The organism is Enterococcus sp. DIV1375a, from assembly GCF_051712205.1.
GTDB lineage: Bacteria > Bacillota > Bacilli > Lactobacillales > Enterococcaceae > Enterococcus > Enterococcus faecalis.
In genome coordinates, this window is record NZ_JBIOOM010000001.1 from 210,001 (window position 1) to 235,183 (window position 25,183).

General features: G+C 38.9%; 25 protein-coding genes and 10 tRNA genes (1 of these 35 cut by a window edge). 29 read left to right on the plus strand and 6 right to left on the minus strand.

Going from position 1 to position 25,183, the window contains the following annotated elements; genetic code table 11:
- From IGJ63_RS01070 to IGJ63_RS01145, 16 genes are all read left to right on the plus strand, one after another.
- A tRNA-Ile gene (locus tag IGJ63_RS01070) sits at window positions 1–68 on the plus strand; it begins 6 nt to the left of the window's first position.
- Between the two features lie 14 nt (window positions 69–82).
- A tRNA-Glu gene (locus IGJ63_RS01075) sits at window positions 83–154 on the plus strand.
- A gap of 12 nt (window positions 155–166) precedes the next feature.
- Window positions 167–256: transfer RNA gene (locus IGJ63_RS01080), tRNA-Ser, on the plus strand.
- Window positions 257–289: 33 nt separating this feature from the next.
- Window positions 290–363, plus strand: a tRNA-Met gene (locus tag IGJ63_RS01085).
- Between the two features lie 48 nt (window positions 364–411).
- A tRNA-Asp gene (locus IGJ63_RS01090) sits at window positions 412–485 on the plus strand.
- Between the two features lie 5 nt (window positions 486–490).
- Window positions 491–563, plus strand: a tRNA-Phe gene (locus IGJ63_RS01095).
- Window positions 564–577: 14 nt separating this feature from the next.
- Window positions 578–648, plus strand: a tRNA-Gly gene (locus IGJ63_RS01100).
- Between the two features lie 13 nt (window positions 649–661).
- Window positions 662–735: transfer RNA gene (locus IGJ63_RS01105), tRNA-Ile, on the plus strand.
- A gap of 10 nt (window positions 736–745) precedes the next feature.
- Window positions 746–833 (plus strand) — tRNA-Ser (locus IGJ63_RS01110).
- Between the two features lie 15 nt (window positions 834–848).
- Window positions 849–920: transfer RNA gene (locus IGJ63_RS01115), tRNA-Glu, on the plus strand.
- A gap of 242 nt (window positions 921–1,162) precedes the next feature.
- Window positions 1,163–2,005 (plus strand): BglG family transcription antiterminator LicT, encoded by an 843-nt coding sequence (gene licT / locus IGJ63_RS01120; protein ID WP_010816267.1) that lies wholly within the window; start codon window positions 1,163–1,165, stop codon window positions 2,003–2,005.
- 73 nt (window positions 2,006–2,078) lie between these two features.
- Window positions 2,079–3,977, plus strand: coding sequence for a beta-glucoside-specific PTS transporter subunit IIABC (locus IGJ63_RS01125; RefSeq protein WP_002358327.1), 1,899 nt, complete (start codon window positions 2,079–2,081; stop codon window positions 3,975–3,977).
- 23 nt (window positions 3,978–4,000) lie between these two features.
- Window positions 4,001–5,431 carry a 6-phospho-beta-glucosidase gene (locus tag IGJ63_RS01130; RefSeq protein WP_438745805.1) on the plus strand — a complete coding sequence of 477 codons (1,431 nt, stop codon included), beginning with the start codon at window positions 4,001–4,003 and terminating at the stop codon, window positions 5,429–5,431.
- Window positions 5,432–5,553: 122 nt separating this feature from the next.
- A complete protein-coding gene (locus IGJ63_RS01135) occupies window positions 5,554–7,020 on the plus strand; it encodes a glycoside hydrolase family 1 protein (RefSeq protein WP_101731645.1) in 1,467 nt (488 codons plus the stop codon).
- Between the two features lie 20 nt (window positions 7,021–7,040).
- Entirely contained in the window at window positions 7,041–7,859 is an 819-nt protein-coding gene (locus IGJ63_RS01140; RefSeq protein WP_002419252.1) for a histidine phosphatase family protein, read from the plus strand.
- Between the two features lie 137 nt (window positions 7,860–7,996).
- Window positions 7,997–8,740 carry an alpha/beta hydrolase gene (locus tag IGJ63_RS01145; RefSeq protein ID WP_010816270.1) on the plus strand — a complete coding sequence of 248 codons (744 nt, stop codon included), beginning with the start codon at window positions 7,997–7,999 and terminating at the stop codon, window positions 8,738–8,740.
- A gap of 17 nt (window positions 8,741–8,757) precedes the next feature.
- Here IGJ63_RS01145 and IGJ63_RS01150 read toward each other — a convergent pair whose 3' ends face one another.
- Window positions 8,758–9,351 (minus strand): bifunctional transcriptional activator/DNA repair enzyme AdaA, encoded by a 594-nt coding sequence (locus IGJ63_RS01150; protein ID WP_438745808.1) that lies wholly within the window; start codon window positions 9,349–9,351, stop codon window positions 8,758–8,760.
- 110 nt (window positions 9,352–9,461) lie between these two features.
- Here IGJ63_RS01150 and IGJ63_RS01155 point away from each other — a divergent pair, with 110 nt between their 5' ends.
- From IGJ63_RS01155 to IGJ63_RS01175, 5 genes are all read left to right on the plus strand, one after another.
- Window positions 9,462–9,953 (plus strand): methylated-DNA--[protein]-cysteine S-methyltransferase, encoded by a 492-nt coding sequence (locus tag IGJ63_RS01155; RefSeq protein ID WP_180758857.1) that lies wholly within the window; start codon window positions 9,462–9,464, stop codon window positions 9,951–9,953.
- A gap of 12 nt (window positions 9,954–9,965) precedes the next feature.
- On the plus strand, window positions 9,966–10,478 hold the full coding sequence (locus IGJ63_RS01160) for a DNA-3-methyladenine glycosylase I (RefSeq protein ID WP_002355189.1): 513 nt from the start codon (window positions 9,966–9,968) through the stop codon (window positions 10,476–10,478).
- Window positions 10,479–10,490: 12 nt separating this feature from the next.
- Complete coding sequence (locus IGJ63_RS01165) at window positions 10,491–11,165, plus strand: HD domain-containing protein (protein ID WP_101731648.1); 675 nt, start codon at window positions 10,491–10,493, stop codon at window positions 11,163–11,165.
- A 142-nt stretch (window positions 11,166–11,307) separates the two neighbouring features.
- Entirely contained in the window at window positions 11,308–12,243 is a 936-nt protein-coding gene (locus IGJ63_RS01170) for a cation diffusion facilitator family transporter (protein ID WP_002355191.1), read from the plus strand.
- 29 nt (window positions 12,244–12,272) lie between these two features.
- A complete protein-coding gene (locus IGJ63_RS01175) occupies window positions 12,273–12,686 on the plus strand; it encodes a DUF4809 family protein (protein ID WP_002389555.1) in 414 nt (137 codons plus the stop codon).
- A 98-nt stretch (window positions 12,687–12,784) separates the two neighbouring features.
- Here the strand turns inward: IGJ63_RS01175 and fabI are convergent, their stop codons facing one another.
- Window positions 12,785–13,537: an enoyl-ACP reductase FabI gene (fabI, locus tag IGJ63_RS01180; RefSeq protein WP_002358338.1), complete on the minus strand. Its 753-nt coding sequence runs from the start codon at window positions 13,535–13,537 to the stop codon at window positions 12,785–12,787.
- 297 nt (window positions 13,538–13,834) lie between these two features.
- On the opposite strand from fabI, the gene fabF reads away from it, so the two are divergent.
- The 3 genes from fabF to IGJ63_RS01195 all read left to right on the plus strand — a co-directional run bounded on the left by fabF (window position 13,835) and on the right by IGJ63_RS01195 (window position 16,622).
- Complete coding sequence (fabF, locus tag IGJ63_RS01185) at window positions 13,835–15,073, plus strand: beta-ketoacyl-ACP synthase II (protein WP_002358339.1); 1,239 nt, start codon at window positions 13,835–13,837, stop codon at window positions 15,071–15,073.
- A 1-nt stretch (window position 15,074) separates the two neighbouring features.
- Complete coding sequence (fabZ, locus tag IGJ63_RS01190; RefSeq protein ID WP_002355197.1) at window positions 15,075–15,509, plus strand: 3-hydroxyacyl-ACP dehydratase FabZ; 435 nt, start codon at window positions 15,075–15,077, stop codon at window positions 15,507–15,509.
- 144 nt (window positions 15,510–15,653) lie between these two features.
- Window positions 15,654–16,622 carry a dihydroorotate oxidase gene (locus tag IGJ63_RS01195; protein ID WP_180758858.1) on the plus strand — a complete coding sequence of 323 codons (969 nt, stop codon included), beginning with the start codon at window positions 15,654–15,656 and terminating at the stop codon, window positions 16,620–16,622.
- A gap of 38 nt (window positions 16,623–16,660) precedes the next feature.
- Here the strand turns inward: IGJ63_RS01195 and IGJ63_RS01200 are convergent, their stop codons facing one another.
- Window positions 16,661–17,308 carry a FusB/FusC family EF-G-binding protein gene (locus IGJ63_RS01200; RefSeq protein WP_002355200.1) on the minus strand — a complete coding sequence of 216 codons (648 nt, stop codon included), beginning with the start codon at window positions 17,306–17,308 and terminating at the stop codon, window positions 16,661–16,663.
- 354 nt (window positions 17,309–17,662) lie between these two features.
- On the opposite strand from IGJ63_RS01200, the gene efp reads away from it, so the two are divergent.
- The 4 genes from efp (at window position 17,663) to IGJ63_RS01220 (ending at window position 20,552) form a co-directional block, all read left to right on the plus strand.
- Window positions 17,663–18,223, plus strand: a complete 561-nt coding sequence (gene efp, locus IGJ63_RS01205) for an elongation factor P (RefSeq protein WP_002355202.1) — start codon at window positions 17,663–17,665, stop codon at window positions 18,221–18,223.
- 169 nt (window positions 18,224–18,392) lie between these two features.
- Window positions 18,393–18,530 carry a hypothetical protein gene (locus IGJ63_RS01210; RefSeq protein WP_002366057.1) on the plus strand — a complete coding sequence of 46 codons (138 nt, stop codon included), beginning with the start codon at window positions 18,393–18,395 and terminating at the stop codon, window positions 18,528–18,530.
- 89 nt (window positions 18,531–18,619) lie between these two features.
- Window positions 18,620–19,402 (plus strand): PLP-dependent cysteine synthase family protein, encoded by a 783-nt coding sequence (locus IGJ63_RS01215; RefSeq protein WP_101731650.1) that lies wholly within the window; start codon window positions 18,620–18,622, stop codon window positions 19,400–19,402.
- 13 nt (window positions 19,403–19,415) lie between these two features.
- Entirely contained in the window at window positions 19,416–20,552 is a 1,137-nt protein-coding gene (locus IGJ63_RS01220; protein ID WP_101731651.1) for a cystathionine gamma-synthase, read from the plus strand.
- A gap of 36 nt (window positions 20,553–20,588) precedes the next feature.
- Here the strand turns inward: IGJ63_RS01220 and genA are convergent, their stop codons facing one another.
- The 3 genes from genA to genR form a co-directional block, all read right to left on the minus strand.
- A complete protein-coding gene (gene genA, locus IGJ63_RS01225) occupies window positions 20,589–22,019 on the minus strand; it encodes a 6-phospho-beta-glucosidase GenA (RefSeq protein ID WP_104806385.1) in 1,431 nt (476 codons plus the stop codon).
- A gap of 26 nt (window positions 22,020–22,045) precedes the next feature.
- Window positions 22,046–23,380 carry a PTS sugar transporter subunit IIC gene (genB, locus tag IGJ63_RS01230; RefSeq protein WP_438745812.1) on the minus strand — a complete coding sequence of 445 codons (1,335 nt, stop codon included), beginning with the start codon at window positions 23,378–23,380 and terminating at the stop codon, window positions 22,046–22,048.
- A gap of 173 nt (window positions 23,381–23,553) precedes the next feature.
- Window positions 23,554–24,315 (minus strand): transcriptional regulator GenR, encoded by a 762-nt coding sequence (gene genR / locus IGJ63_RS01235; protein WP_002362941.1) that lies wholly within the window; start codon window positions 24,313–24,315, stop codon window positions 23,554–23,556.
- A 246-nt stretch (window positions 24,316–24,561) separates the two neighbouring features.
- Here genR and IGJ63_RS01240 point away from each other — a divergent pair, with 246 nt between their 5' ends.
- Complete coding sequence (locus IGJ63_RS01240; RefSeq protein ID WP_002419241.1) at window positions 24,562–25,104, plus strand: dihydrofolate reductase family protein; 543 nt, start codon at window positions 24,562–24,564, stop codon at window positions 25,102–25,104.
- The last annotated feature ends 79 nt before the right edge of the window (window positions 25,105–25,183 follow it).

Sequence of the window (25,183 nt, forward strand, 5' to 3'; positions counted from 1 at the left end):
ATAGCTCAGCTGGTTAGAGCGCACGCCTGATAAGCGTGAGGTCGATGGTTCGAGTCCATTTAGGCCCATAATTTTATAAAATGGCCCGTTGGTCAAGCGGTTAAGACACCGCCCTTTCACGGCGGTAACACGGGTTCGAGTCCCGTACGGGTCATAGTTTTGTTACGGAGGATTACCCAAGTCCGGCTGAAGGGAACGGTCTTGAAAACCGTCAGGCGGGTAAAACCGTGCAAGGGTTCGAATCCCTTATCCTCCTTTCTTAGGAATCAATTTTCCTTGGTCTAATTATCGCGGGGTGGAGCAGTCAGGTAGCTCGTCGGGCTCATAACCCGAAGGTCGTAGGTTCAAATCCTGCCCCCGCAATTGCTTTTATTTTTTAAAGCATACATTTGCATAAAGCAAAAACGAATTGGTTTGGTAGTTCAGCTGGTTAGAATGCCTGCCTGTCACGCAGGAGGTCGCGGGTTCGAGTCCCGTCCAGACCGTTTTTGGCTCGGTAGCTCAGTTGGTAGAGCAATGGATTGAAGCTCCATGTGTCGGCAGTTCGATTCTGTCCCGCGCCATCCAAGAAAAATTTGCGGGTGTAGTTTAGTGGTAAAACCACAGCCTTCCAAGCTGTTGTCGCGAGTTCGATTCTCGTCACCCGCTTTTTTCTTATTTGGGGCCTATAGCTCAGCTGGTTAGAGCGCACGCCTGATAAGCGTGAGGTCGATGGTTCGAGTCCATTTAGGCCCATTTATTTCTTGGGGAAGTACTCAAGTGGCTGAAGAGGCGCCCCTGCTAAGGGTGTAGGTCGGGAAACCGGCGCGAGGGTTCAAATCCCTCCTTCTCCGTTTTTTCTTTTTAATGGCCCGTTGGTCAAGCGGTTAAGACACCGCCCTTTCACGGCGGTAACACGGGTTCGAGTCCCGTACGGGTCATAGTGAAGCATACAAACAATGTTTGTATGCTTTTTTTATTTTTATTACAAAAAAATGTCGTTGAAAGCGTTGACATTTGTTGTAAATATGTTATTCTTTGGATGTAGGGATAAGTAAATAGATGGATAGTGATTGTTTAAAGACAAGCTAAACCTAATTTTTTCATGAAGCGACAGATGTGTCGTTCTTTTTGAAGAAATTGGGTTTTTCTTTTTTCAACGAAACACAAAGGAGGTGGGGCATTGATTATTCACAAAATTTTAAACAATAATGTGGTTATTACATTAGATGATGATAAACGAGAGCAAATTGTTATGGGCAAAGGAATTGCTTTTAAGAAACGCATTGGGGATTGGGTTCCTGATGAAAGTATCGATCAAGTTTTTTATTTAGCCAATCAAGAAACATCACTTAAGTTTCAAGAATTGTTAGGAAATATTCCTTTAGAGATGATGAAACTCTCGGATGACATTATTGTTTATGCAAAATCAACGTTGAAAAAGAGTTTGAATGATACCATTTATATTTCTCTGACGGATCATTTGTACACAGCTTTAGAAAGAAAAAAACAAGGAATTGCAATTAAGAATTTATTATTATGGGATATTAAACGTTTTTTTCCTGAAGAGTACGAAGTAGGAGTAAATGCTTTAAAAATGGTACAAAAGCGCGTAGGAATGGAATTGTCAACGGATGAGGCAGGTTTTATCGCATTGCACTTGGTGAATGCGGAGATGGAGGAAGAAGTCGGTAATATTTACGAATTGACAAAGTTGATGCAAGAGATTACAAATATCGTCAAATACTATTTTAAGGTAAGTTTTGATGAAGACTCTGTTTACTTTTATCGATTTAGCACACATTTAAAATTTTTCTGTTATCGCTTATTACACCAACGTGAAGTTGTCGAAAATGATGATGAAGAACTGTATGCGGTAATTAAAAAGAAATATCTCAACGCCTATCGTTGCGTGGAAAAGATCAGCTTGTATTTAAATGAGAACTATGACTATCAAGTTTCAAATGAAGAACGCTTGTACCTAACGATTCACATTGCACGAATTGTACAAACAACGGAACATTAAACGCACCACTTTGGATAGTGACATTCAGTTGGCTAAACCTTCAAATGAAAATAAATTTTTGGAGGAAAAAAAGATGGGAAAATATCATGAACTAGCAGAAAAAATTGTAAAAAATGTCGGTGGGCAAGAGAATATTAATAGTTTGACACATTGTATCACACGTCTTCGCTTCAAATTAAAAGATGAGAGTCAAGCGAATGATGATGTCTTAAAAAATATGGACGGTGTGGTAACTGTTATGAAAAGCGGTGGACAATACCAAGTCGTTATTGGAAATCATGTCCCAGCCGTTTATGAAGAAGTAGTTAGTATTGCAGGCTTGTCAGGAGAACGTGAAGAAGAAGCTTCTAGTGGGAATTTATTTGATCGCTTAATAGATATTTTAAGTGGTTGTTTCCAACCCTTTTTAGGGGCGTTAGCAGCGGCTGGGATGGTCAAAGGGTTAAATGCCTTATTGGTTTTCTTAAAGCTCTATACGGCTACGTCAGGGACTTATACCATGTTAAATGGGATTGGCGATGCAATTTTCTACTTTATGCCAGTTATTTTAGGTTATACAGCAGCTAAAAAATTCCGGTTGCATCCAATGGTAGGGATCGTGATTGGCGCAGCTTTATGTTACCCAACGATTCAAGGAAGTGCATTACAAACGGCCTTTGAAACAACAGCGGGTGCGGGAGCCGCAGCACCGTATAATTTATTCGGTTTACCTGCCTATAATACCTTTATGGGGATCCCTTGGGTCGGTGCGAACTATACAAGTAGTGTCGTACCAATCATCTTCATTATTGCTTTTGCGGCACAAGTTCAAAAAGTGTTTAAACGGATTATTCCAGAAGTTGTTCAAACGTTCTTAGTACCGTTTTTCGTCTTGTTGATTGCCTTACCAATTGGTTTCTTAGTAATTGGGCCAATCGTTAGCATGCTAACAGATTTATTAAGCGCTGGCTTTACAGCATTAATGAGTTTCTCACCAGCTTTGTATGGTTTGATTCTTGGTTTCTTCTGGCAAGTCTTAGTTATTTTTGGTTTACATTGGAGTGTTGTGCCATTAGCTATTATGCAAGTGACACAAGAAGGTTCAAGCCAAGTATTAACGGGATCATTTGCAGCTAGTTTTGCGCAAACAGCGGTTGTTTTAGCGATGTTCTTCAAATTGAAAGATAAAAAGTTAAAAGCTTTGTGTCCGCCAGCAATTATCTCTGGTATTTTTGGTGTAACAGAGCCAGCAATTTATGGAATCACTTTACCGAAAAAATGGCCATTTATTTATTCAATGATTGGTGGCGCTGTCGGTGGTTTATATTTGATGATCAATAATGTGACAGCATATACAATGGGTGGTTTAGGAATTTTCGGTGTGCTAAACTTTATCAATGGTGATGATGCAAGTGGGATGATTCAGTCCTTTATTGCAATTGCCATTGCAGCGGTCGTTGGTTTTGGTCTAACATTCTTCTTCTGGAAAGACAATACAGTTGAGGAAGAAGAAGTGATTATTGATAAAACAACGATTAAAAAAGAAAATATTACAAGTCCAGTCAAAGGACGAGTGTTATCTTTAAAAAATGCAGAGGATCCTGCTTTTGCAAATGGAGCTTTAGGAAATGGGGTCGTGATTGAACCAACGGAAGGCAAAGTGGTTGCACCCTTTGATGGAACGATTGTCACACTATTCCCAACAAAACATGCATTAGGTTTGATTTCAGATAATGGCACAGAATTATTGATTCATATTGGGATTGATACAGTTCAATTAGAAGGTGAAGGCTTTGAAGCTTTTGTAAAACAAGGTGACCGCGTGAAAAAAGGTCAAACATTAGTAACCTTTGATTTAGAAGGAATTAAAAAAGCTGGGTTTAGTACACAAATTCCAATCGTTGTGACGAATACAGCGGATTATTTAGATATTTTGGAAGTCGGCAGTAATGAAGTTTCAACAAGTGATGATTTGCTGACCGCTTTAATATAAAAAGATGTGGAGGAAGAGAATTTATGGCATTTAGAAAAGACTTTTTATGGGGTGGCGCAACAGCAGCCAATCAATGTGAAGGTGGCTATAACGAAGGCGGACGCGGTTTGGCAAACGTCGATTTAGCACCAACTGGTCCAAATCGTTTTCCAGTAATCACTGGTGAAAAGAAAATGTTTAACTTTGATGAGGAACATTTCTATCCTGCACAAGAGGCGATTGATATGTATCATCGCTATAAAGAAGATATCGCCTTGTTTGGTGAAATGGGTTTTAAAACATACCGTTTATCCATTGCTTGGAGTCGAATTTTTCCAATGGGAGATGAAACAGAGCCGAATGAGGAAGGCTTGAAGTTCTATGAAGACTTATTCAAAGAATGTCATAAATATGGGATTGAGCCACTAGTAACGATTACACACTTTGACTGCCCAATGCACTTAGTGGAAGAATATGGCGCTTGGCGTAGTCGTAAGTTAGTAGGTTTCTATGAAAATCTTTGCCGTGTAATTTTCAACCGATATAAAGGATTAGTCAAGTATTGGTTAACATTTAACGAAATTAATATGATTTTACATGCACCATTTATGGGAGCAGGTCTATACTTTGAAGAAGGCGAAAACAAAGAACAAGTGAAATACCAAGCGGCCCATCATGAACTACTAGCAAGTGCAATTGCGACAAAAATTGCTCATGAGGTAGATCCTGAAAACCAAGTAGGTTGTATGTTAGCGGCTGGTTCCAACTACGCTTATACTTGCAAACCAGAAGATGTTTTCGCTGCTCGACAAGCAGATCGTGAAAATTATTTCTTTATTGATGTCCAATCACGCGGGGAATACCCTGCGTATGCTTTAAAAGAAATGGCACGTAAAGGTATTCAAATTGAAATGGAAGAAGGCGACGAAGAACTTTTAAAAGAACATACGGTGGACTTCATTTCGTTCTCTTATTATTCTTCTCGTGTCACATCAACAGATCCAGAAATTAATGAGCAAACAGCTGGTAACATCTTTGCCTCTGTGAAAAATCCTTATTTAAAAGCCAGTGAATGGGGTTGGCAAATTGATCCACTTGGTTTGAGAATTACGATGAATGACTTATATGATCGTTATCAAAAACCACTATTCATTGTTGAAAATGGCTTAGGAGCGGTAGACACACCAGACGAAAATGGTTATGTAGTCGATGATTATCGTATCGATTATTTGGCGGCGCATATTCAAGCGATGAAAGATGCCGTTGAACAAGATGGTGTCGACTTGTTAGGCTATACGACTTGGGGCTGTATTGATTTAGTATCAGCTGGAACTGGTGAAATGAAAAAACGCTATGGCTTTATCTATGTGGATCGCGATAACGAAGGAAATGGTACGTTAAAACGAAGCAAGAAAAAATCGTTTGATTGGTACAAAAAAGTAATCGCAACAAATGGTGAAGATTTAAGTAATTAATAAAATTAGCAACTATTAAAGGGCGTTTGACGTTGGCAGAAAAAACAAGGACTCTTCTGCCAGCCTCAATTCCCTTGATGGTTTCTTTGTTATGCCTAAAAACAGAGGGAAAGAGGGATTTTATGGGATTTCCAGAAAATTTTTTATGGGGCGGCGCAACAGCTGCTAACCAATATGAAGGTGGCTATCTTTCAGGAGGCAAAGGTCTGAGTACATTAGATGCAATTACTGGTGGTAGTCAAACAGAACCGCGACGGATTACGTATTTAACTAAAGAGGGCCAAAAAGCTTCGTGTACGCGCGATCAAGCATTGCCCGAAGGAGCGATTGGCTATATCGATGAAGAGTTATACTATCCTAGCCATGTAGCGACGGACTTTTACCATCATTACGAAGAAGATATCGCCTTATTTGCAGAAATGGGTTTCAAATGTTTTCGGCTGTCTATCGCCTGGAGCCGGATTTGCCCAAATGGAACAAAAGAGATTAATGAAGAAGGCTTAGCCTTTTATGATAAAGTTTTTGATACTTTGCTGCGCCATGGAATTGAGCCCGTTGTGACGATTAACCATTTTGATATTCCGATGTATTTGGCCGATGAATATGATGGTTGGAAAAATCGTGAAGTGATTGATTTCTTTGTTTTCTTTTGCGAAACCATTTTTACACGTTACCAGGATAAAGTGAAGTATTGGATGACTTTTAATGAAATTAATTTTTTAAGAAGTTGGACGCAAATTGGGATTCACAATAATGATAAACAAAGTAAATATCAAGCAGCGCATCATCTATTTTTAGCAAGTGCGAAAGCAGTTGAATTGGGACATTCCATCAATCCAGATTTCCAGATTGGTATGATGGTGGCTTATATCCCGAGTTATCCTTTGTCCTGCAAACCTGAGGACGTGATGGCAGCTGTTCAATTTAACCGAGAGCAAGAATTTTATATGGATGTCCAGGCTAAGGGCTATTATCCAGCGCATAAGCTCAAAGAATTTGAGCGTGAAGGAATGACAATTCAAATGGAGTCAGAGGATTTAGCGATTATTCAAAAAGGAACAGTTGATTATATCGGGTTTAGTTATTATATGTCGACCGTTTCGACTGCTTATCCCGAAGAAGTAAAATATGTCGGAGGCAACCAAATGCCTGCGGTTAAAAATCCTTATTTGCAAGAATCTGAATGGGGCTGGGCTGTCGATCCTTTAGGGTTAAGAATTTCATTGTGTCAGTTGTCAGATCGTTACAATATGCCATTGTTTGTGGTTGAAAACGGGTTTGGCGCGGTGGACACATTGCAAGAGGATGGCTCGATTGTCGACGATTACCGCATTGATTATTTTAAACAACATATTGAAGCCATGAGAACCGCAGTAGAAGAAGACGGGGTTAACTTAATTGGTTATACGCCATGGGGTTGTATTGACTTAGTTTCAGCAGGGACTGGCGAAATGAAAAAACGTTACGGATTTATCTATGTAGACATGGATGACGAAGGTCAGGGAACCTTGAAACGAACTAAGAAAAAATCATTTAATTGGTACAAACAAGTTATCGCTAGTAATGGTGAAAACTTAACAACTGAGTAGAAAATGAGGGGAAATAAAAAATGAAAAAACGATTGACGATTGTGGGGATGCTTTTTCTGGCCATTTTAGTAATGGTTGGTTGTGGTAAAAATCAGCAAGCAACGACAAAAGAAAAAGAGACAAAACCTGAAGAACTAACTCTTTACATTGTGCGCCATGGAAAAACCATGTTAAATACGACGGACCGCGTACAAGGATGGTCAGATGCGGTCTTAACACCAGAAGGTGAAAAAGTTGTGACCGCAACTGGGATTGGTTTGAAAGATGTTGCCTTTCAAAATGCATATAGTAGTGATAGTGGCCGCGCCTTGCAAACTGCTCAACTTATTTTAGATCAAAATAAAGCAGGCAAAGACCTTGAAGTCGTGCGTGACCCAGATTTACGTGAATTTAATTTTGGTAGCTATGAAGGGGATTTAAACAAGACAATGTGGCAGGATATTGCTGATGATCAAGGTGTTTCCTTAGAAGAATTTATGAAAAACATGACCCCTGAATCTTTTGCCAACAGTGTAGCTAAACTGGATCAACAGCGCGAGGAAAGCAAGAATAACTGGCCTGCAGAAGACTATGCTACAATTACCAAACGTTTGAAAAAAGGCTTAGATAAAATTGTTGCCACAGAATCAGCCAATCCCGGAAATGGCAATGTTTTAGTGGTCTCTCATGGCTTGAGTATTTCAGCGTTGTTAGCAACTTTATTTGATGATTTTAAAGTCCCAGAAGGCGGTTTGAAGAATGCTAGTGTTACAACGATTCATTACAAAAATGGCGAGTATACTTTGGATAAAGTCAATGATGTCAGCTACTTAGAAGCAGGCAAAAAAGAATCAAAATAATCTAAGGCGTCGAGAAACAGTTTATTTAGGAGTTGGTGGAGCAAGAAAAGGGTTGCTCCACCAACTCCTATTGTTGTGTTCTTTTTTTATTAAAGGTAGAATCAGAAAGAAGAATTTTTTCATTGGGAGGAAATGAGATGAAAAATAGAACAAAATCACGCTGGAAAAAAATTGTCCTAGGACTTGGGCTTTTTTTAGTAATCTTAGTCATCGGCCTGACTATTTTTATTAAAAATAGTACGTATCAAGCGACCGATTCGGCCTTAAAAATAAGTCAAAGTGCCACGCAAGAAAAAAACTATGATTATTACACAAACGGGCAAAAAAATGATACAGCACTGATTTTTTATCCAGGTGCATTGGTTGTGCCAGCTAGTTATAGTGAATGGGCGCAAGAAGTTGCTACGAAAGGTTATGATGTCTATGTTGTTCATTTTCCTTTGAATTTAGCGGTTCTTGCACCAAATGCTGCAGAACAAATTATAAAGGATCATCCACAACAAAACTTCGTTTTGGCTGGGCATTCCCTGGGTGGTGTGATGGCTAGTCGTTTTGTAGCGGAAAATGAGCAACGAATCAAAGGCATGATTTATTTAGCCAGCTATCCTGACGAAAAAGGTGCACTAAACAAGCAAAAACTGCCGGTTCTGTCAATAACAGCCACAAACGATGGTGTTTTAAATTGGACTAGCTACCAAAAAGCCAAACAGTTTTTGCCAAAAGATACGCAGTATGTATCTATCAAAGGTGGTAACCATGCAGGGTTTGGTAATTACGGTGTCCAAAAAGGAGACAACAAAGCGACAATTTCTAACGAGCAACAGCAAACAGAAATCAGTCAATTGATTGTAGCGTGGCTACAATCACGCCCCAATAAATAATCCGATGAGCCGAAATGTTATTTTTTCGGCTCATTTTTACTGCGATAAACAGAGGGGGTTACGCCTGTTTCTTTTTTAAAAGTGGTGGCAAAATATGCTGCGGTTTGGAAGCCAACTTTTTTCGCGATTTGTTGAATCGTAAGGGGTGAATGGAGAAGCAATTCTTGGGCTTGCCTAATTCGGACACTTGTTAAATAAGCTAATGGGGTTTGTTTCCTCTGTTCCTTAAAGGTTCGCTGCAAATGAAAGGGACTACCGTGGCAGGCTTGCGCTAAATAGTCTAAACTTAAAGGTTCCGCTGAATGCCGATCAATAAATTGCTTAATTTGAGCAACCCATTCCTCGTTAGGAACGACTTGCCCGGTTGATTGACATCTTTTACATGGACGAAAACCAAGTGTTAAAGCTTCCTGAGCCGTTTTGAAAATCAGAACGTGGTTCTTGTTGGGCACACGGGAAGGGCACGAAGGACGACAAAAAATTTTAGTTGTGGTCACACCATAAAAAAAATCACCATCAAATTGCGTATTATTATTTTGAATGGCTTCCCAACGTTTCTGAGTAAGTCGATACGTTGTTTTCATTGTAAGCACACCTCCCGTTTTCTTCATTGTAAAAGAATCCCTAATAAAAACAAGTAAAAAGTGATAGGAGCGCAAGATTTTGAAAGCCAAAAGAATTATAATGAAGATAAGAAAACACGAGAAAGAAGTGTAGACATATGGTAAAAAAGATTTATTATGCGCAACAAGAATGGCAGAAAGATCACTATTATCTTGGTGTGACAGACGCTGGACTAGCTTTTGTAGGTTCAGCCAATCAATCGATAGAAGAGCTGAAAAACTGGTACCCTCAAGCACAATTAGAAGCTTCTGAAAAGAAAACTGCGCCTTATAAAGAAGCATTAATAAGTTATTTTAACCAACATTCGACAACGTTTGCTTGTCCCATAGACATCGAAGGAACACCATTTCAAAGAGAAGTTTGGCAGGCGTTGCAAGAAATACCTTATGGTGAGACAATGACATATCAAGAAATTTCAGAAAAAATTGGGCGTCCACGTGCGGTTCGAGCAGTTGGCACAGCGATTGGGAAAAATCCTTTATTAATGGTCATTCCTTGCCATCGAGTCATCGGCAGCAAGGGACAATTAACCGGTTACCGTGGTGGTTTAGCAATGAAACAAGCATTATTAACATTTGAACAGTCTTAAAAGGAGGCGGCGATGAACAACTATCAATGGTATACAGAACAATGGGGAAAACCTACGAGAGAGGATGATTTGCTATTTTTATTGTTGACGGTGGGTGTTTTTCAAGTTGGTTTAAGTTGGAAAGCAGCAGCAGGGAAAAAAGTAGCATTCATGAAAAATTTTTGCCAAATGAAGCCGGAAAAAGTTGCCGCGCTGTTGCCTGACGAAGTCGATCGAATAGTAGCTGATCCAGATATGATTCGCAATCGGCGCAAAATTGAAGCAACCATTAAAAATGCGCAAGCAATTTTAAAAGTACAAGAAGAATTTGGCAGTTTTGCCAATTATCTATGGCAATTTGTAAAAAACGTCCCCGTTTTATCTATTTATGAAGAAGCATACCAAGTCCCACGCACACAGCTTTTGTCAGATAACGTAGCAAAAGACTTAAAAAAAAGAGGATTTTCTTTTGTAGGTCCGATTGTCACCAATATGTTTCTGAAAGCTAGCGGGATTATCCAGGTGGAAATTTTAAATCCAGAATAAAGGAGTGTTAGGATGTTTGAAAATGAATCTCTTAGTTTTGAAGAACAAACAATTATTCAATCAGCCGCGCGTTATGTTCAACAAGAATTAGCCAACGAAGCAAGTGGCCATGACTGGTGGCATATTTATCGGGTGACACAATTAGCAAAAACAATTGCAGAGAAAGAACAAGCAAATTTATTTTTATGTATATTAACAGCATTGTTACATGATATTGGCGATGAAAAATTTAACGAAAGTGAAGAGGCTGGCTTGCTAAAGGTGCAACAATGGTTGGAAGCGAATGACGTATCAACAGAGCAAACGAATCACATCCTTTCTATTATTGCTAATATGTCCTTTAAAGGAGGAAATACTGGGAAAACAGTCACTACATTAGAAGGAAAAGTGGTCCAGGATGCGGATCGATTAGATGCCATCGGCGCGATTGGAATTGCACGGGTGATGGCTTATTCGGGAAATAAAGGCCGTTTAATTCACGATCCTCACAAACAACCTCGTGAACAGTTAACCCAAGAAGAATACCGGAATGGGGAAGATACTGCCATTATGCATTTTTATGAGAAACTTTTAAAGTTAAAGGAACAAATGAATACAAATTATGGTCGCTTATTGGCGGAAAAGCGTCATCAATTTATGGAACTTTATCTGGAGGAATTTTATCAAGAGTGGGACGGACACCGATAAATGAGGGCCAACTAAAACAGTCAGTACATTTCTTTTTGAATTTTAAGAGAACTCTTTTTTACAAATACCTCAGAAGTGGTAAAATGATGGATGAATAAACGGGTGGTTTATCTTAGTTTTACGTTACATATAGGAGGTAATTATGGAGACAAAAAAATCGAGTGGCATGTTTGCAGTTATTGCCGCACTGATTGCGAATATTTTAGTAGCGATTAGTAAATTTGTTGGTTTTGCTTTAAGTGGTAGTACCGCTATGATGAATGAAAGTATCCACAGTGTCGTAGATTGTAGTAACCAGGTGTTATTACTTTTTGGGAATAAGCGCGCTTCTCGTGGACAAAGTGCATTACATCAATTTGGAGAAGGCCGTGCAAAATACTTTTTTAGTACAATTGTTGCAACGATGCTCTTTTTTGGTGGGGGTGCGTTAGGCGTAATGGAGGCTATTCAGAAGTTACTGCATCCCTCTCACGAAGTAGAAAATGTGGCTATTGTCATTGGTATTTTAATTTTTGGTTTGCTTGTGGAAGGTAGCTCGTTGCGTGTAGCGATGAAAGAAATCAAAGAATTGAATACAGAGAAGTTATCGCTCTTAAAATTTTTGCGAGAAAGTCGTCACAGTGAAATTTTAATTATTTTTACGGAAGACTTTTGTGCGGTTATTGGTTTGTGTTTAGCTTTGGTGGGGACCCTTTTAACGATGGTAACTGGGATTGCTGCATTTGATGCTATCAGTGGTTTACTGATTGGTTTACTATTAATGTGTGCAGCCATTTTCTTAGCGAAAGAATTTTATAGTTTGATTATAGGCGAAAGTGTGACCGCTACAGATTTAGCAAAAATTAAAACCGCATTTGATCGGGCGGATGTTGAAAAACTAATTGATGTAAAGACCGTTCATTTAGGCCCAACTGAAATTTTAGTAGCGGCAAAAATTGATGTGGTAGAACCAATGGAAGAAGATGCACCTGATGTTGTGAATGCGATTGAACGAGACATTCGCAGTAAAATGCCTGATAAAAAAATCTATATCTATATTGAAGTTGACGATTATGATGTGAATTACGTTCGTAAATAACAAATGAAAGAATAACTTTAAAAAACAATATGGGGGAAGAAACGATGCAAGAGGCAATTATAACAAGTACAGTAGATTTAACCAGTGGTGGTTGCAACGCCTGTGGTTTAGTGGAAGATACCGTCTACACATTAGCAATGAATGGAGTGGACATTCCGTTAGATGGCTTGACAGTTGCTCATCTAGTTTCTGCTGTTGTTGCCAGAAATGGATTTAAACAGGAGCTGCAAATGGATATGCTAGATGACGAATATATCCTTTATCGAAAAGAAGACACAGCAGTAACCTTTAAAGAAACGTACAATCATTTAAGCTACGATAACGGTTCTGAAAAAATCCAATCTAAAAATAAACTGGAAGATTTACCAAAACTTTTTGAACAAGTCAATCAAATCCTAACAACTGTTTTTGGAATTGAAACTGTCAATTTTATTATAGAATAAAGTACAAAATAGAACAGAAATTGGACAATCAATGAGTGAAAGAGATTGTCCAATCTCTGTTTTTTAATGTATAAATAGAAAATAAAGACAAAAAATGATTAAGTTAAGTGAACGCCTTTATCGACATAAATGATGTCACCGACCACACCACTAGCTAGTTCACTGACTAAAAAGGCACAAGTGTTTCCGACTTCTTCAATGGTTACACCTGTTTTATCTGGTGTCCGCTCATTAGAAATACTAATCAATTGATCGTAGTCTTTTACACCAGTCACAGCCAATGTTTTAATCGCTCCTGCGGAGATTCCATTGACACGAATTTTATCTGCAGCTAATTCAAAAGCTAAATATTTCACGGCAGTTTCTAAAGAAGCTTTAGCAATCCCCATCATATTGTAGTTAGGAATCGCACGTTCGGAACCTAAATACGTCAATGTGACAATTCCTGAACCAGGATTTAACAAAGGTTTCGCATAATGAGTGACTGCTAAAAGAGAGTAGCTACTAATATCTTGTGCTAATAGGAAACCATCACGAGTGATGTCACTAACGTTTCCAGACAATTCTTCTTTTTTGGCAAAAGCAATCGCATGGACTAGTCCATCGATTGTGCCCACTTCGTTTTTGATTGTTTCAAAGGCTGCTTGAATGGACGCATCAGAAGCAACATCGCACTCCACCAACAAATCATTTTCATCTGCTAATTTAACCACTTGCTTTTTCATGCGTTCGTTTTGATACGTATAAATAACATTGGCCCCTTGATCTTTTAATGCTTTTGCACAGCCCCAAGCAATACTTTTTTTGTTGGCAACACCCATTACGACGACATTCTTATTTTGTAAAAACATATAAAATCTCCTTTAATAAAAAATTTTTGTTGATAGAATAGGCTTTTCTTCATCAAAATGTAAAAGTTACATTTATTGAGTTGACGAATAAAATTTCAACTGGTATTATCTGTGTGAGAATGATAACAAAATCTTCTCAATTTTCTAATCTTGAAAAAAACAGACATTTTTCCTGATGTCTGAATTATTAACCAAAATACTTTGAAAGTCAAACTATTTTTCTTATTTTTTAAGAAAAAGTGCTGGAAACCGCATGAAATAATAGTTTGATAATCAAAATAAACTCGGAGGTACAGTATGAAAAGAGTGGTCATAACCGGTATGGGAGCCGTAACACCATTAGGCAATACCGTAAAAGAATTTTGGCATAATCTAGTGGATGGCAAGCTAGGAATTGGCAAAATCACTAAATTTGATTCTGAAGATACTGGGGTGGCTTTGGCTGGCGAAGTGAAAGAGTTTGACCCAAGTGCTGTTTTAGAACGCAAAGAGCAAAAAAGAATGGACTTATTTTCTCAATATGGCTTGGTGGCTGCTTTAGAAGCGTGGGAAATGAGTGGTTTAACAGAAGCAACGATTGACCCGACTCGTTTAGGTGTGATTGTCGGTAGTGGGATCGGCGGGATGACTACCTTACAAGACCAAGTACGGGTAATGGATAAAAAAGGCGCAAAACGCGTAACACCATTTTTCGTGCCTATGGTAATTGCTAATATGGCAGCGGGAAATATTTCGATTCGTCTAGGTGCAAAAGGACCTTCTCAAACTATCGTGACTGCTTGTGCTTCTGCGACGAATGCGATTGGTGAAGCTTTTCGCACGATTAAATATGGTTTAGCGGACATGATGGTAACTGGTGGCACAGAAGCCACAGTATGTGAAATTGGGATTGCCGGTTTTGCGGCATTGAATGCTTTAAATACAACAGAAGATGCGACTCGGGCTTCGATTCCTTTTGATAAAGAACGAAAAGGTTTTGTGATGGGTGAAGGCGCAGGAATGCTGGTTTTAGAAGAACTCGAGCATGCACAGAAACGTGGCGCAACTATCTACGGCGAAATTGTTGGATATGGCAGCAACTGTGATGCTAGCCACATGACCGCTCCTTTAAAAGACGGTAGTGGCGCGGCGGCTGCGATGGAAATGGCGATTGCGGAAGCAGGGATTACGCCGGAACAAATTGGGTATATCAATGCTCATGGTACGTCAACCCCAGCGAATGACGCTGCGGAAACAACGGCCATCAAACGTGTCTTTGGTGAGCGAGCATCGCAAATTCCAATTTCAAGTACAAAGAGTATGACTGGACATTTATTGGGCGCGGCTGGCGGTATCGAAGCGATCGCTTGTGTGCAAACATTGCAAGAAGGAAAAGCTCATCCGACAGTAGGCTACCAAGTAGCTGATCCAGATTGTGATTTAGATTATGTCACAGAAGGTGCACGTGACATTACAGCGGACTATACAATTAGTAATTCGTTTGGCTTTGGTGGCCATAATGGTGTAATTTGCTTGAAGAAATGGGAGGAAAACTAGTATGAAAAAAGTAATGACTGCAACAGAAATTATGGAAATGATTCCTAATCGCTATCCGATTTGTTATATTGATTATGTGGATGAAATTATTCCAAATGAAAAGATTATTGCAACAAAAAATGTGACAATTAACGAAGAATTTTTCCAAGGACATTTCCCTGGAAATCCAACAATGCCAGGCGTTTTGATTATTGAAGCATTGGCACAAGTAGGTTCGATTTTAATCTTAAAAATGGATCAATTTGAAGGTGAAACGGCCTATATTGGCGGTATCAACAAGGCCAAATTCCGTCAAAAAGTGGTCCCTGGTGATGTCTTGAAATTACATTTTGAAATCGTCAAATTACGTGACTTTGTCGGCATCGGCAAAGCGACTGCTTACGTGGAAGATAAAAAGGTCTGCGAATGTGAATTGACGTTTATTGTGGGACGATAAGAATCAATCAATTTTGGATATGTTAGTTTCCCTAAGAAAAGGAATAAGTCATATTGGCTTATTCCTTTTTAAATTTATATAAATAACACTAACGCAAAAAAACATGCTATAATCATAAAAAGCTTATGTGAAGGTGGTAAGCTTATGAGTAAAACAATTTACAGGAGGGTTTTTCTTTTGGATATTTCAGTAGAGTTTTCGGGACATAAATTGGCGAATGTGTTAATGAACGCATCAGGCATTCATTGTATGACAATTAAGGAAATGGATGAGTTAGCGGCTTCTCAAGCAGGTGCTTTTGTCGCTAAGACGGCAACACCTAATCCTCGTCAGGGCAATGAGGAGCCTCGGTATTTTGATACACCATTAGGAAGTATTAACTCAATGGGCTTGCCTAATTTAGGGATTGATTATTATTTAGATTATCAGATTGCACGTCAAAAGGAATTTCCTGAGGAGTTACGCTTTTTATCTGTATCTGGTATGAATTATGAGGAAAATATCGCTATTTTAAAAAAAGTGCAAGAAAGTGAATACACAGGAGTGACAGAATTTAATTTGTCTTGTCCCAATTTACCTGGTAAACCGCAAATTGCTTATGATTTTGAATTAACAGAAAAGCTTTTAACAGAAGTTTTTCAATTTTTTACTAAACCATTAGGTGTAAAATTACCCCCATTTTTTGATATTGCACATTTTGACGCAATGGCTGAAATTTTAAATAAATTCCCTTTAGTATACGTGAATAGTATTAATAGCATCGGTAATGGTTTATATATTGACAGTGACAAGGAAGAAGTGGTCATTAAACCAAAAGGAGGCTTCGGTGGACTGGGCGGCGAATATGTCAAACCAACAGCGTTAGCCAATGTTCGTACGTTTGCGCAACGTTTGAAACCAGAAATCAAAATTATTGGAACGGGCGGTATTACATGCGGAAAGGATGTTTTTGAGCATCTTTTATGTGGTGCGACATTAGTACAAGTTGGCACACAATTGCATCAAGAAGGTCCACAAGTTTTTGAGCGTCTAGCCAAAGAATTACAAGAAATCATGGCAGCAAAAGGTTATGAAAGTATTGAAGAATTTCGTGGGAAATTGAAAGAGATGTAACAAAAAAACGTCAAGAAAATTTCTTGACGGTTTTTTTGTTATTTCACAGCCTTAACATTTTCCATAAAGGCTTCCAAATATTCAGGTTGTGTTAATTGTTGGTTACAGGTGTCGCTATCATGGCAAATGTAATTGCCTTTTTTCGTGTAGGTTCCGTCACCGCCTGATTTGGTGGTAGCTAGGAACATAGACACATTCGTGATTGTTTGACAGATGGAGCAAACACCTTTAACAATGGTGGGTGAAAGGGTGCCGTGGACGCCGATTAATTTATTTTCTCGATAAGCTAAGATAAATTTTTTCTGAGTCCCAGCGTCGTTCCAACCGACATAGGTATTGTTCCGTAAATCCATGTTTTCCCACTCAGGAATCTTTAACTTTTTCACTTTGCGAAAGACTTTCGTGACTTGTGGTGTTGAAGGTTCTTTAAAGGGCAGCACGGTTTCTTTTAATTCATCTAAATATTTTTCAGCACGTGCGCGTGTTAAACGACGATCCATCACTTTGTCCAACAAAATCGTAACAGCAGGGTGTTCTTCTGGAAATAACCCATTGATTTTTTCGGCACATAGGGCCTGGACAGTTTTGACAGTGGTAGCATCGTTGACAGACGTATAGGTGTTTAGTAACACAGCGACTTGTTCTTTAATTATGTTAAATTGGTAAGGTTGAATAGTTGGGTTCATGATTTTAAATTCCTTTCAAATAGACCGAATACATACGCTGAAAGGCAATTTGTCTCACCAACGTATGTTTAGTGACAGACAACCTCATGTGTTTTTGATAAAGATAGCGTTTGACGTATCATATCATCACCCCCTTTAATGATTGATTTTTTCTATGTAAAAAGTGAAAATAATTGATGAAAGCTTGGTAATTCTAACGCAATTCAAGAAAAAAGGCAAGTTAAACTCGTTTTATTTCCCAATTCAATGTCTGGGGAGTGATAAACTTCTAAAAAAGATACGTGATTTCCTAGATTAATCCTAGGTTATTTGCTACAATAATGAAGAATTAACCAGAGAAAAGGAGAAATTACAATGATTGCAGCAAGCGATTTAAAAGCCGGTATGACTTTTGAGCAAGACGGCAAATTAATTAAAGTAATGGAAGCTAGCCACCACAAACCAGGTAAAGGTAACACGGTTATGCGTATGAAATTAAAAGATGTTCGTACGGGTTCAACAACAGATACAACAATGCGCCCAGATGAAAAAGTGAAAAAAGCGCACATCGATACAAAACCAGTTCAATATTTATACAGTCAAGATGATATGGCTATTTTCATGGATTTAGAAACATATGAACAATATGAAGTACCAACTGCTTTAATTGAAGAAGAACTAAAATATTTATTAGAAAATATGGAAGTAAAAATTCAATTTTATGGTGAAGAAGTCATTGGTTTAACTTTACCAACAACGGTAATCTTACGTGTTGCTGAAACGCAACCTTCAATCAAAGGCGCAACAGTAACTGGTTCTGGTAAACCTGCTACAATGGAAACAGGATTAGTTGTTAACGTTCCAGATTTTGTTGAAGCAGACGAATTATTAGAAATCAATACTGCGGAAGGTACGTATTTAAAACGTGCTAAATAAGTAGCAGAAAAACAGAAGGCTAGCCTTCTGTTTTTTTTTGGTCTATTAATTCTTTTACCTATAAGAAAACCATTGGTGTGATAGGAAATAGCAATCGTTAGAATCGTTGACACTAGAAAATGGGAAATGGTATAGTTTGGTCAACACATGACGAAGGAGGAAATCAACCATGACGAAAAAACAAGCTAGCCTTTTTTTAGAAACGGAAAGCTGTTGTTGTATGGTGCAAAATAGTGCAGCATACTCTTTTGTGATGGGGAAAACCTCCGTTATTTCTGAAAAATTGCCTAACACGATTCCTCTCTGAATCTAGACAACCAGAAATAAACAAAAAAGGTGCTGATGCGATCAGCACCTTTTTGTTTTATGTACATGTATTAGAAGGAGGAATTCACTATGATTGTTCAGTCAATTTTAGACACAATCGGAGCAACACCATTATTTGAATTTACAAGTGAACAATATCCTATGCCAGAAGGCACTAAAATTTATGCGAAACTAGAATATTTGAATCCAGGTGGCAGTGTCAAAGATCGGCTTGGTGTGCATCTTCTCAAAGAAGCAATGAAAACGGGAAAGATAAATCAAGCCACAACAATTATTGAACCGACAGCGGGGAATACAGGGATTGTCGGAGTGATAACTAGTGCCAAAGACTTAGCCAAGGAAATTCCTAATAGTTACGTGCCGTTACAATTTGAAAATCCGGATAATCCTGCTGCTTACTACGAAGGATTAGGACCTGAAATTGTTCAAGACCTAGGCGGGAAGATTACTAGCTTTGTCGCAGGTTTAGGCAGTGGTGGAACGTTTGCAGGTGTTGGCAGATATCTCAAAGAACAAAATAGTAAGACGCAATTATGGGGTGTGGAGCCAGAAGGTTCAATTTTAAATGGCGGACCTGCACACGGACATGAAATCGAAGGTATTGGCGTGGAGTTCGTGCCGCCTTTTCTTAAACAGATTCCTGTGGACGGCTTTTATACCATTTCAGACGAGGATGGTTTTTTCTGGGTCAAACAATTAGCCAAGAAAAGCGCTTTGCTGGTGGGAAGCTCCAGCGGCGCAGCGTTTGCGGCGGCATTAAGAGAGGCGCGCCGCTTACCAGCAGGTAGCACAATTGTAACTATTTTTCCTGACGGTAGTGACCGTTATTTATCAAAAAATATTTATTCTTAGGAGGAAAACTTTTATGAAATTCAATACCAAATTAATTCATGGCGGCATTAGTAAAGATACAACAACAGGTGCAGTGAGTTTTCCTATTTATCAAACGTCAACCTTTGAACAAAACGGCGTGGGCCAGCCCAAAGAATATGAATATTCTCGTTCAGGTAATCCCACACGTCACGCGTTAGAAACCTTAATTGCTGAGTTAGAAGGTGGGAGCCATGGCTTTGCGTTTAGCTCAGGCTTAGCTGGTATCCATGCAATCATTTCTATGTTTGGACCCGAAGATCATATTTTATTAGGTGACGATGTCTACGGGGGCAGTTTCCGTTTATTGGACAAAGTATTTGTAGCAAATGGGTTAAGCTACACGATTGTAAACGCCAGTGACTTATCAACAATTGAAGCCGCAATTCAGCCAAATACAAAAGCCTTGTTTTTGGAAACACCAAGTAATCCACTGTTAAAAATTACAGATATTGAAGCGGCGGCTAAGCTTGCTAAAAAACATCAGTTGTTAACCATTGTCGATAATACGTTTGCAACGCCTTATTTTCAACGGCCGTTAGCGTTAGGTGCTGATATTGTGGTTCACAGCGGGACAAAATATTTAGGGGGCCATAGTGATGTAGTTTCTGGTTTAGTCGTAACGAATCATCCAGAAAGCGCAGAAAAGATTGCCTTTTTACAAAATGCGATTGGCGCTGTTTTAGGACCACATGATAGTTGGTTGGTCCAACGTAGTATAAAAACATTAGGCGTCCGGATGGCAGCGCATGCCCAAAATGCTCAAAAAATCGCAGAATTTTTAGAAGCGCATCCAGCTGTAGCAACGGTGTATTATCCAGGACTAGCGAGTCATCCTGGTCACGAAATTGCGCAAAAACAGATGTCGGGATTTAGTGGCATGATTTCTTTTGAATTAGCCAAGGATGAGCAAGTCGTTCCTTTCGTAGAAGCGTTGGAAATTTTTACTTTAGCGGAAAGTTTAGGTGGCGTAGAAAGTTTAATTGAAGTACCTGCCATTATGACTCACGCATCTATTCCCAAGGAAAATCGTGAAGCCGTGGGAATTAAAGATGGACTCATTCGTTTATCTGTAGGAATTGAAGCAGTCGAAGATTTGTTGGCTGATTTAGAAAAGGGATTACAAGCATAAACAAAAGGCCCTCGTCTTTAGACGAAGGCCTTTTGTTTATAATTCTTCTCCATTCGTAGCAATCACTTGTTGATACCAAGCAAACGATTTTTTCTTTCGCCGTTCCAACGTTCCGTGACCATCGTTGTCCTTATCTACATAAATGAAGCCATACCGTTTCTTCATTTCGCCTGTACTAGCGCTCACTAAATCGATGAATCCCCAAGGTGTATAGCCCATCAAATCAATGCCGTCATACGCAACGGCTTCTTTCATCATCTCGATATGTTCACGTAAATAAGCGATTCGGTAAGTGTCGTTAATCGTTCCGTCTGGTTCTAGCTCATCAATAGCACCAAAGCCATTTTCAACAATAAAGAGTGGTAATTCATACCGATCATTGAACCAATTCATTGCATAGCGTAAGCCCATAGGATCGATTTGCCAACCCCAATCAGATGTTGCTACATAAGGATTTCGCACCAAATCTTTTGCTTCATTGTAGTCAAAAGTAGGGGCCTTTTCTGCACCTTTCACAGCAAACGACATGTAATAGCTAAAGCCAATATAATCAACACAGCCATTAGCCAAATCAGTTAAATCTTCTTCTGTGACATCTAATGAAATGTTTTTTCGTTTCAAATAGCATTGAATTGCACTTGGATAATGACCGCGGACATGAACATCGGTAAACCAATAACGTTTTTGCATTGCGCTAACACTCATCATCATATCCTCAGGATTACAAGAATAAGGATAAATAGGCACCATCGCAATCATACAGCCAATTTGGAAGTCGGGATTGATAGCGTGGCCAATTTTCACTGCACGTGCGCTAGCGACTAGTTCATAATGAGCAGCCTGATACATAATTGCTTCGCGGTCTTCTCCTTCCTGGTAAGTAATACCAGAGTTAGTAAAAGGTGCAAAATCTTCTTCATAATTGGCTTGGTTGTTAATTTCGTTAAAGGTCATCCAATATTTGACTTTTTTCTGGTAACGAGTGAAACAGACTTCAGCAAATTTGACAAAAAAATCAATGACCTGGCGATTGCGAAAGCCGCCATATTTTGTGACTAAATGATAAGGCATTTCAAAGTGAGACAGTGTCACGACTGGCTCAATGCCATTTTTCAAACACTCGTCAAAAAGTGCATCATAAAAACGAAGGCCTTCTTCATTGGGCGTTTCTTCATCTCCGTTAGGAAAAATTCGTGTCCAAGCAATAGAGGTTCGGAAACAATTTAAACCAAGTTCTTTGAATAGTTGAATATCTTCTTGATAGCGATGGTAAAAATCAATCGCTTCATGGTTAGGATAGTGTTCATCCGGTAAAACGCCTGCGGTAATTTTACGAGGGACGCCATGTGCACCGGCAGTCATTACATCCGCCACGCTCACCCCTTTACCGCCTTGGTCCCAGCCTCCTTCTAATTGATGAGCAGCGACAGCGCCGCCCCAAAGAAAATCATTTTTCAAAATTGACATATCGTTTCAGTCCTTTGTTCAAATTTTTATACGTTTTGTGCTTCGACTTTTTCAAGGGTTTCTTCAGTAATTGGTTGATTGGTTTCTTCTGCGTAATTAAGTGCATCCATTTTTTTAGCAAACGGTAAATAGATAAAGAAACTCATCGTTAGTACCACTACTTGAAGCAACGCTGCTTGCCAACCACCAACTAAAAGTCCAGAAATGATTGGAGGAGTAGTCCAGGGAACTTGTACCGCAGTAAAGAGAGGAACCAGTCCTGTGTACAAGGCAAAATATGTCACAACAGAAGAAACAATCGGTGTGATAATGAATGGCACAGCCATGATTGGGTTCATCACGATAGGTGTAGCAAAGACAATTGGCTCGTTAATATTGAAAACAGCTGGCCCAATTGAAAGCCGACCTAATTGCTTGAACTGAGCTGATTTGGCAAAGAAAACCATGAACACGACTAACCCGATTGTCATGCCCGCACCAGTGACCGTTAAAAATTGATCTAAAAATTGTTGTGTAACAATATGGCCGCCATTAGCCAGTGTTAAGTCTTTTCCTGATTTCAAAATTTCGGTGTTTTCTAAAGAGTTTGCTTGTAAAATAGGGCCCATGATACCGCCAACGATTGTTGACCCGTGAACACCAAAAAACCAAAAGAGCGGAATGACAAAACCTAATAGTAATGCGCCACCTAGTGAATCTGTGACTCCTTGAAGTGGTGATTGTAGCACTTCGTAAATAAAGTCAAAGAATGTCGTATTGAAGACTTTATCTAGAAGAATGAAAATTAGCATTGCACCAGTTACAATGACGCTGGCAGGAATTAACGCAGTAAAGGAATTGGCCACATTTTCTGGTACAGCTTCTGGTAATTTGATACGAATATCATGACGTAAAAACCAACTATATACAACGCCGACTAACAAACCAACAATAATAGCTGTAATCATCCCTTTGCCAGCTGTCCAATCTTTGTTGATGACATTGCCAACTACTGCGCCAGAAACCGCATCTTTGACTTCAGATGACATAAACAAAATGAAAACCACCATGGCAATCATACCCGCTGGGAGGCCTTCAAATCCCTCGCTTTTTACATACGAGTAGGCAATACCGATGACCGCAAATAACGACATAATCGCAAAAGATGCACCATATGCTTGATTGAAATAAACGGCCAGGCCACTTGCGTTAACCCATTCAGAAATAGCTGTAACTGGGAAATTCGCTAATAGAAGAAATACGGAACCAACAATGGTAAAAAGCATCGTGTAAAGCATCCCGTTCCGTAAGGCAGTAATTGCTTTGGTATTGACGAATTTTAGTACTGGAGGTAATAATTTCTCGTTAATCCATTCGTTCATAAAAATCTCTCCTTTGAAGAATAATATAAATGCAAATGTATCCGTTTACATATTTACTATATAAGCTTATTTGAAGAAAAAATAGACTTTTGCTTGAATGAGAAACATGTACCAAGAAAAAAAACACAAAAGCTCATGCTGTTTTAGACAGCATGAGCTTTTGTGAAAAACAACTAGGAAGGTGTTTCATCTAGTTCCTTTAAAAGTTGACTTGCTTGATGAGCTAGGAGTTCAATTAAAGCAATGACAGGGATTTGAGTGGTTGTATTGACTGATTTATCTGCAAATGGAGAACGTTCGTCGGGCATATAATAGGAGATGTTGTAGTCAGCCAAGCGGGCAATAGTTGAATGTTGATTGTTGGTAATGCTTAGCACTTTGGCGCCAGCTGTTTTAAAGTCGGTCATTTGTTTAATCATTTCATTGGTTTCCCCAGATACAGACAGAATCAAGGCTAATGTATTTTCAAATCCGCGCTTGGGGATAGGCGTAAAGGGGTCAGCAATACTGTAAGAATTGATATTTAAGTTGGCAAAATAACGACTGCCATAACTACCTAAAATTCCGCTAGTACCAATGCCAGTAAAGGCAACGTGACGTGCTTGAACAATCATTTGAATTGCTGGACGAAGCATTTCGTAATAGGTTTCTTGGTTTAATTTTTTCAAAAAAGCATCGACGTGAACTGTGGCATCATAAAAATTTTCAAACGTTTGTGTTTGTTTGGCTTCTTCTTTCACTGCATATTTTAATTCGGAAAAACCAGCATAGCCCATTTTGTTACAAAATCGTAGAATCGTTGAGGTGGAGACATGACAGGAAGTAGCCAGTTGGCGAATGGTCTGTTGAGGGATTTGGTGCAGGTGTTCCAATACATAATGGTAAACGAGCATTTCTAATTCATTCAAGGTCTGAACCTTCTCTAAGTCAAACAAAGTAATCCTCCTTTATATAAAAACTGAATATGTTATTTTTTTGTGTAAATCAAATACACCAATTCTTATTTTTCTTGAAAAAAATGTAAAATAACTCAATAAAAAGTTTCTTATTTCCTATTTTACAAAAAGTAGCCCAATTATCCTAGTTTTTCTCTTTTTTCTTTTAAAAATAACAATGCGCACCCCTAGAGTTTTTTGTGAAAACAAGCTAAAATAGATAAGAAGAGAAAAGGAGGCGTTGATGTGGCACGGGAAGTAATTTTATTTATTGCAGCGAGTATTGATGGTTTCATTGCGGACAAAGCGGGCGGTGTTGCTTGGTTAGAAGAGAATATTCGTGGCGATGAAGAAGATCGTAGTTACGATGAAATGTATGAAAAAATAGACACTGTGGTAATGGGGCGGACTACTTATGATCAAGTGACACAAGAATTGTCCCCAGATGTGTATTTTTATGAAGACAAGCATTCTTATATCATTACCTCTCATCCAGAACCATCAACTGCTTCAAGAACTTTTACAAAGGAAGATCCCGTCACATTAATTCGTCGTATCAAAGAAGAAGACGGCGCGGGAATTTGGATTGTTGGAGGCCCGAAAGTGGTTCAACCGCTTTTGGCAGCTGATTTAATTGATACCTTCATTTTGACGACAATACCACTGTTTCTGGGTGAGGGCATTGCTCTATACGAGACAATGGATCAATCAATCCCAGTTCGTTTAAAACAGGTTTATCAAAAAAATGAGTTGGTTTATTCGATTTATCAACGTGAAAACAAAAATTAAAAAATAATTATTCGGTTGGGCAAGTTGCTTTCAAGGTTTTGAGTTTCTCATAGGGCGAGAGGAACAAAGCAACAGTTGT

Excerpts from the sequence above, each read along its gene's own strand:
- IGJ63_RS01125 (WP_002358327.1), top strand. The coding sequence starts at position 2,079 with ATGGGAAAATATCATGAACTAGCAGAAAAAATTGTAAAAAATGTCGGT.
- IGJ63_RS01130 (WP_438745805.1), top strand. The coding sequence starts at position 4,001 with ATGGCATTTAGAAAAGACTTTTTATGGGGTGGCGCAACAGCAGCCAAT.
- IGJ63_RS01135 (WP_101731645.1), top strand. The coding sequence starts at position 5,554 with ATGGGATTTCCAGAAAATTTTTTATGGGGCGGCGCAACAGCTGCTAAC.
- IGJ63_RS01140 (WP_002419252.1), top strand. The coding sequence starts at position 7,041 with ATGAAAAAACGATTGACGATTGTGGGGATGCTTTTTCTGGCCATTTTA.
- IGJ63_RS01145 (WP_010816270.1), top strand. The coding sequence starts at position 7,997 with ATGAAAAATAGAACAAAATCACGCTGGAAAAAAATTGTCCTAGGACTT.
- IGJ63_RS01150 (WP_438745808.1), bottom strand. The coding sequence starts at position 9,351 with ATGAAGAAAACGGGAGGTGTGCTTACAATGAAAACAACGTATCGACTT.
- IGJ63_RS01155 (WP_180758857.1), top strand. The coding sequence starts at position 9,462 with ATGGTAAAAAAGATTTATTATGCGCAACAAGAATGGCAGAAAGATCAC.
- IGJ63_RS01160 (WP_002355189.1), top strand. The coding sequence starts at position 9,966 with ATGAACAACTATCAATGGTATACAGAACAATGGGGAAAACCTACGAGA.
- IGJ63_RS01165 (WP_101731648.1), top strand. The coding sequence starts at position 10,491 with ATGTTTGAAAATGAATCTCTTAGTTTTGAAGAACAAACAATTATTCAA.
- IGJ63_RS01170 (WP_002355191.1), top strand. The coding sequence starts at position 11,308 with ATGGAGACAAAAAAATCGAGTGGCATGTTTGCAGTTATTGCCGCACTG.
- IGJ63_RS01175 (WP_002389555.1), top strand. The coding sequence starts at position 12,273 with ATGGGGGAAGAAACGATGCAAGAGGCAATTATAACAAGTACAGTAGAT.
- fabI (WP_002358338.1), bottom strand. The coding sequence starts at position 13,537 with ATGTTTTTACAAAATAAGAATGTCGTCGTAATGGGTGTTGCCAACAAA.
- fabF (WP_002358339.1), top strand. The coding sequence starts at position 13,835 with ATGAAAAGAGTGGTCATAACCGGTATGGGAGCCGTAACACCATTAGGC.
- fabZ (WP_002355197.1), top strand. The coding sequence starts at position 15,075 with ATGAAAAAAGTAATGACTGCAACAGAAATTATGGAAATGATTCCTAAT.
- IGJ63_RS01195 (WP_180758858.1), top strand. The coding sequence starts at position 15,654 with ATGAGTAAAACAATTTACAGGAGGGTTTTTCTTTTGGATATTTCAGTA.
- IGJ63_RS01200 (WP_002355200.1), bottom strand. The coding sequence starts at position 17,308 with ATGAACCCAACTATTCAACCTTACCAATTTAACATAATTAAAGAACAA.
- efp (WP_002355202.1), top strand. The coding sequence starts at position 17,663 with ATGATTGCAGCAAGCGATTTAAAAGCCGGTATGACTTTTGAGCAAGAC.
- IGJ63_RS01210 (WP_002366057.1), top strand. The coding sequence starts at position 18,393 with ATGACGAAAAAACAAGCTAGCCTTTTTTTAGAAACGGAAAGCTGTTGT.
- IGJ63_RS01215 (WP_101731650.1), top strand. The coding sequence starts at position 18,620 with ATGATTGTTCAGTCAATTTTAGACACAATCGGAGCAACACCATTATTT.
- IGJ63_RS01220 (WP_101731651.1), top strand. The coding sequence starts at position 19,416 with ATGAAATTCAATACCAAATTAATTCATGGCGGCATTAGTAAAGATACA.
- genA (WP_104806385.1), bottom strand. The coding sequence starts at position 22,019 with ATGTCAATTTTGAAAAATGATTTTCTTTGGGGCGGCGCTGTCGCTGCT.
- genB (WP_438745812.1), bottom strand. The coding sequence starts at position 23,380 with ATGAACGAATGGATTAACGAGAAATTATTACCTCCAGTACTAAAATTC.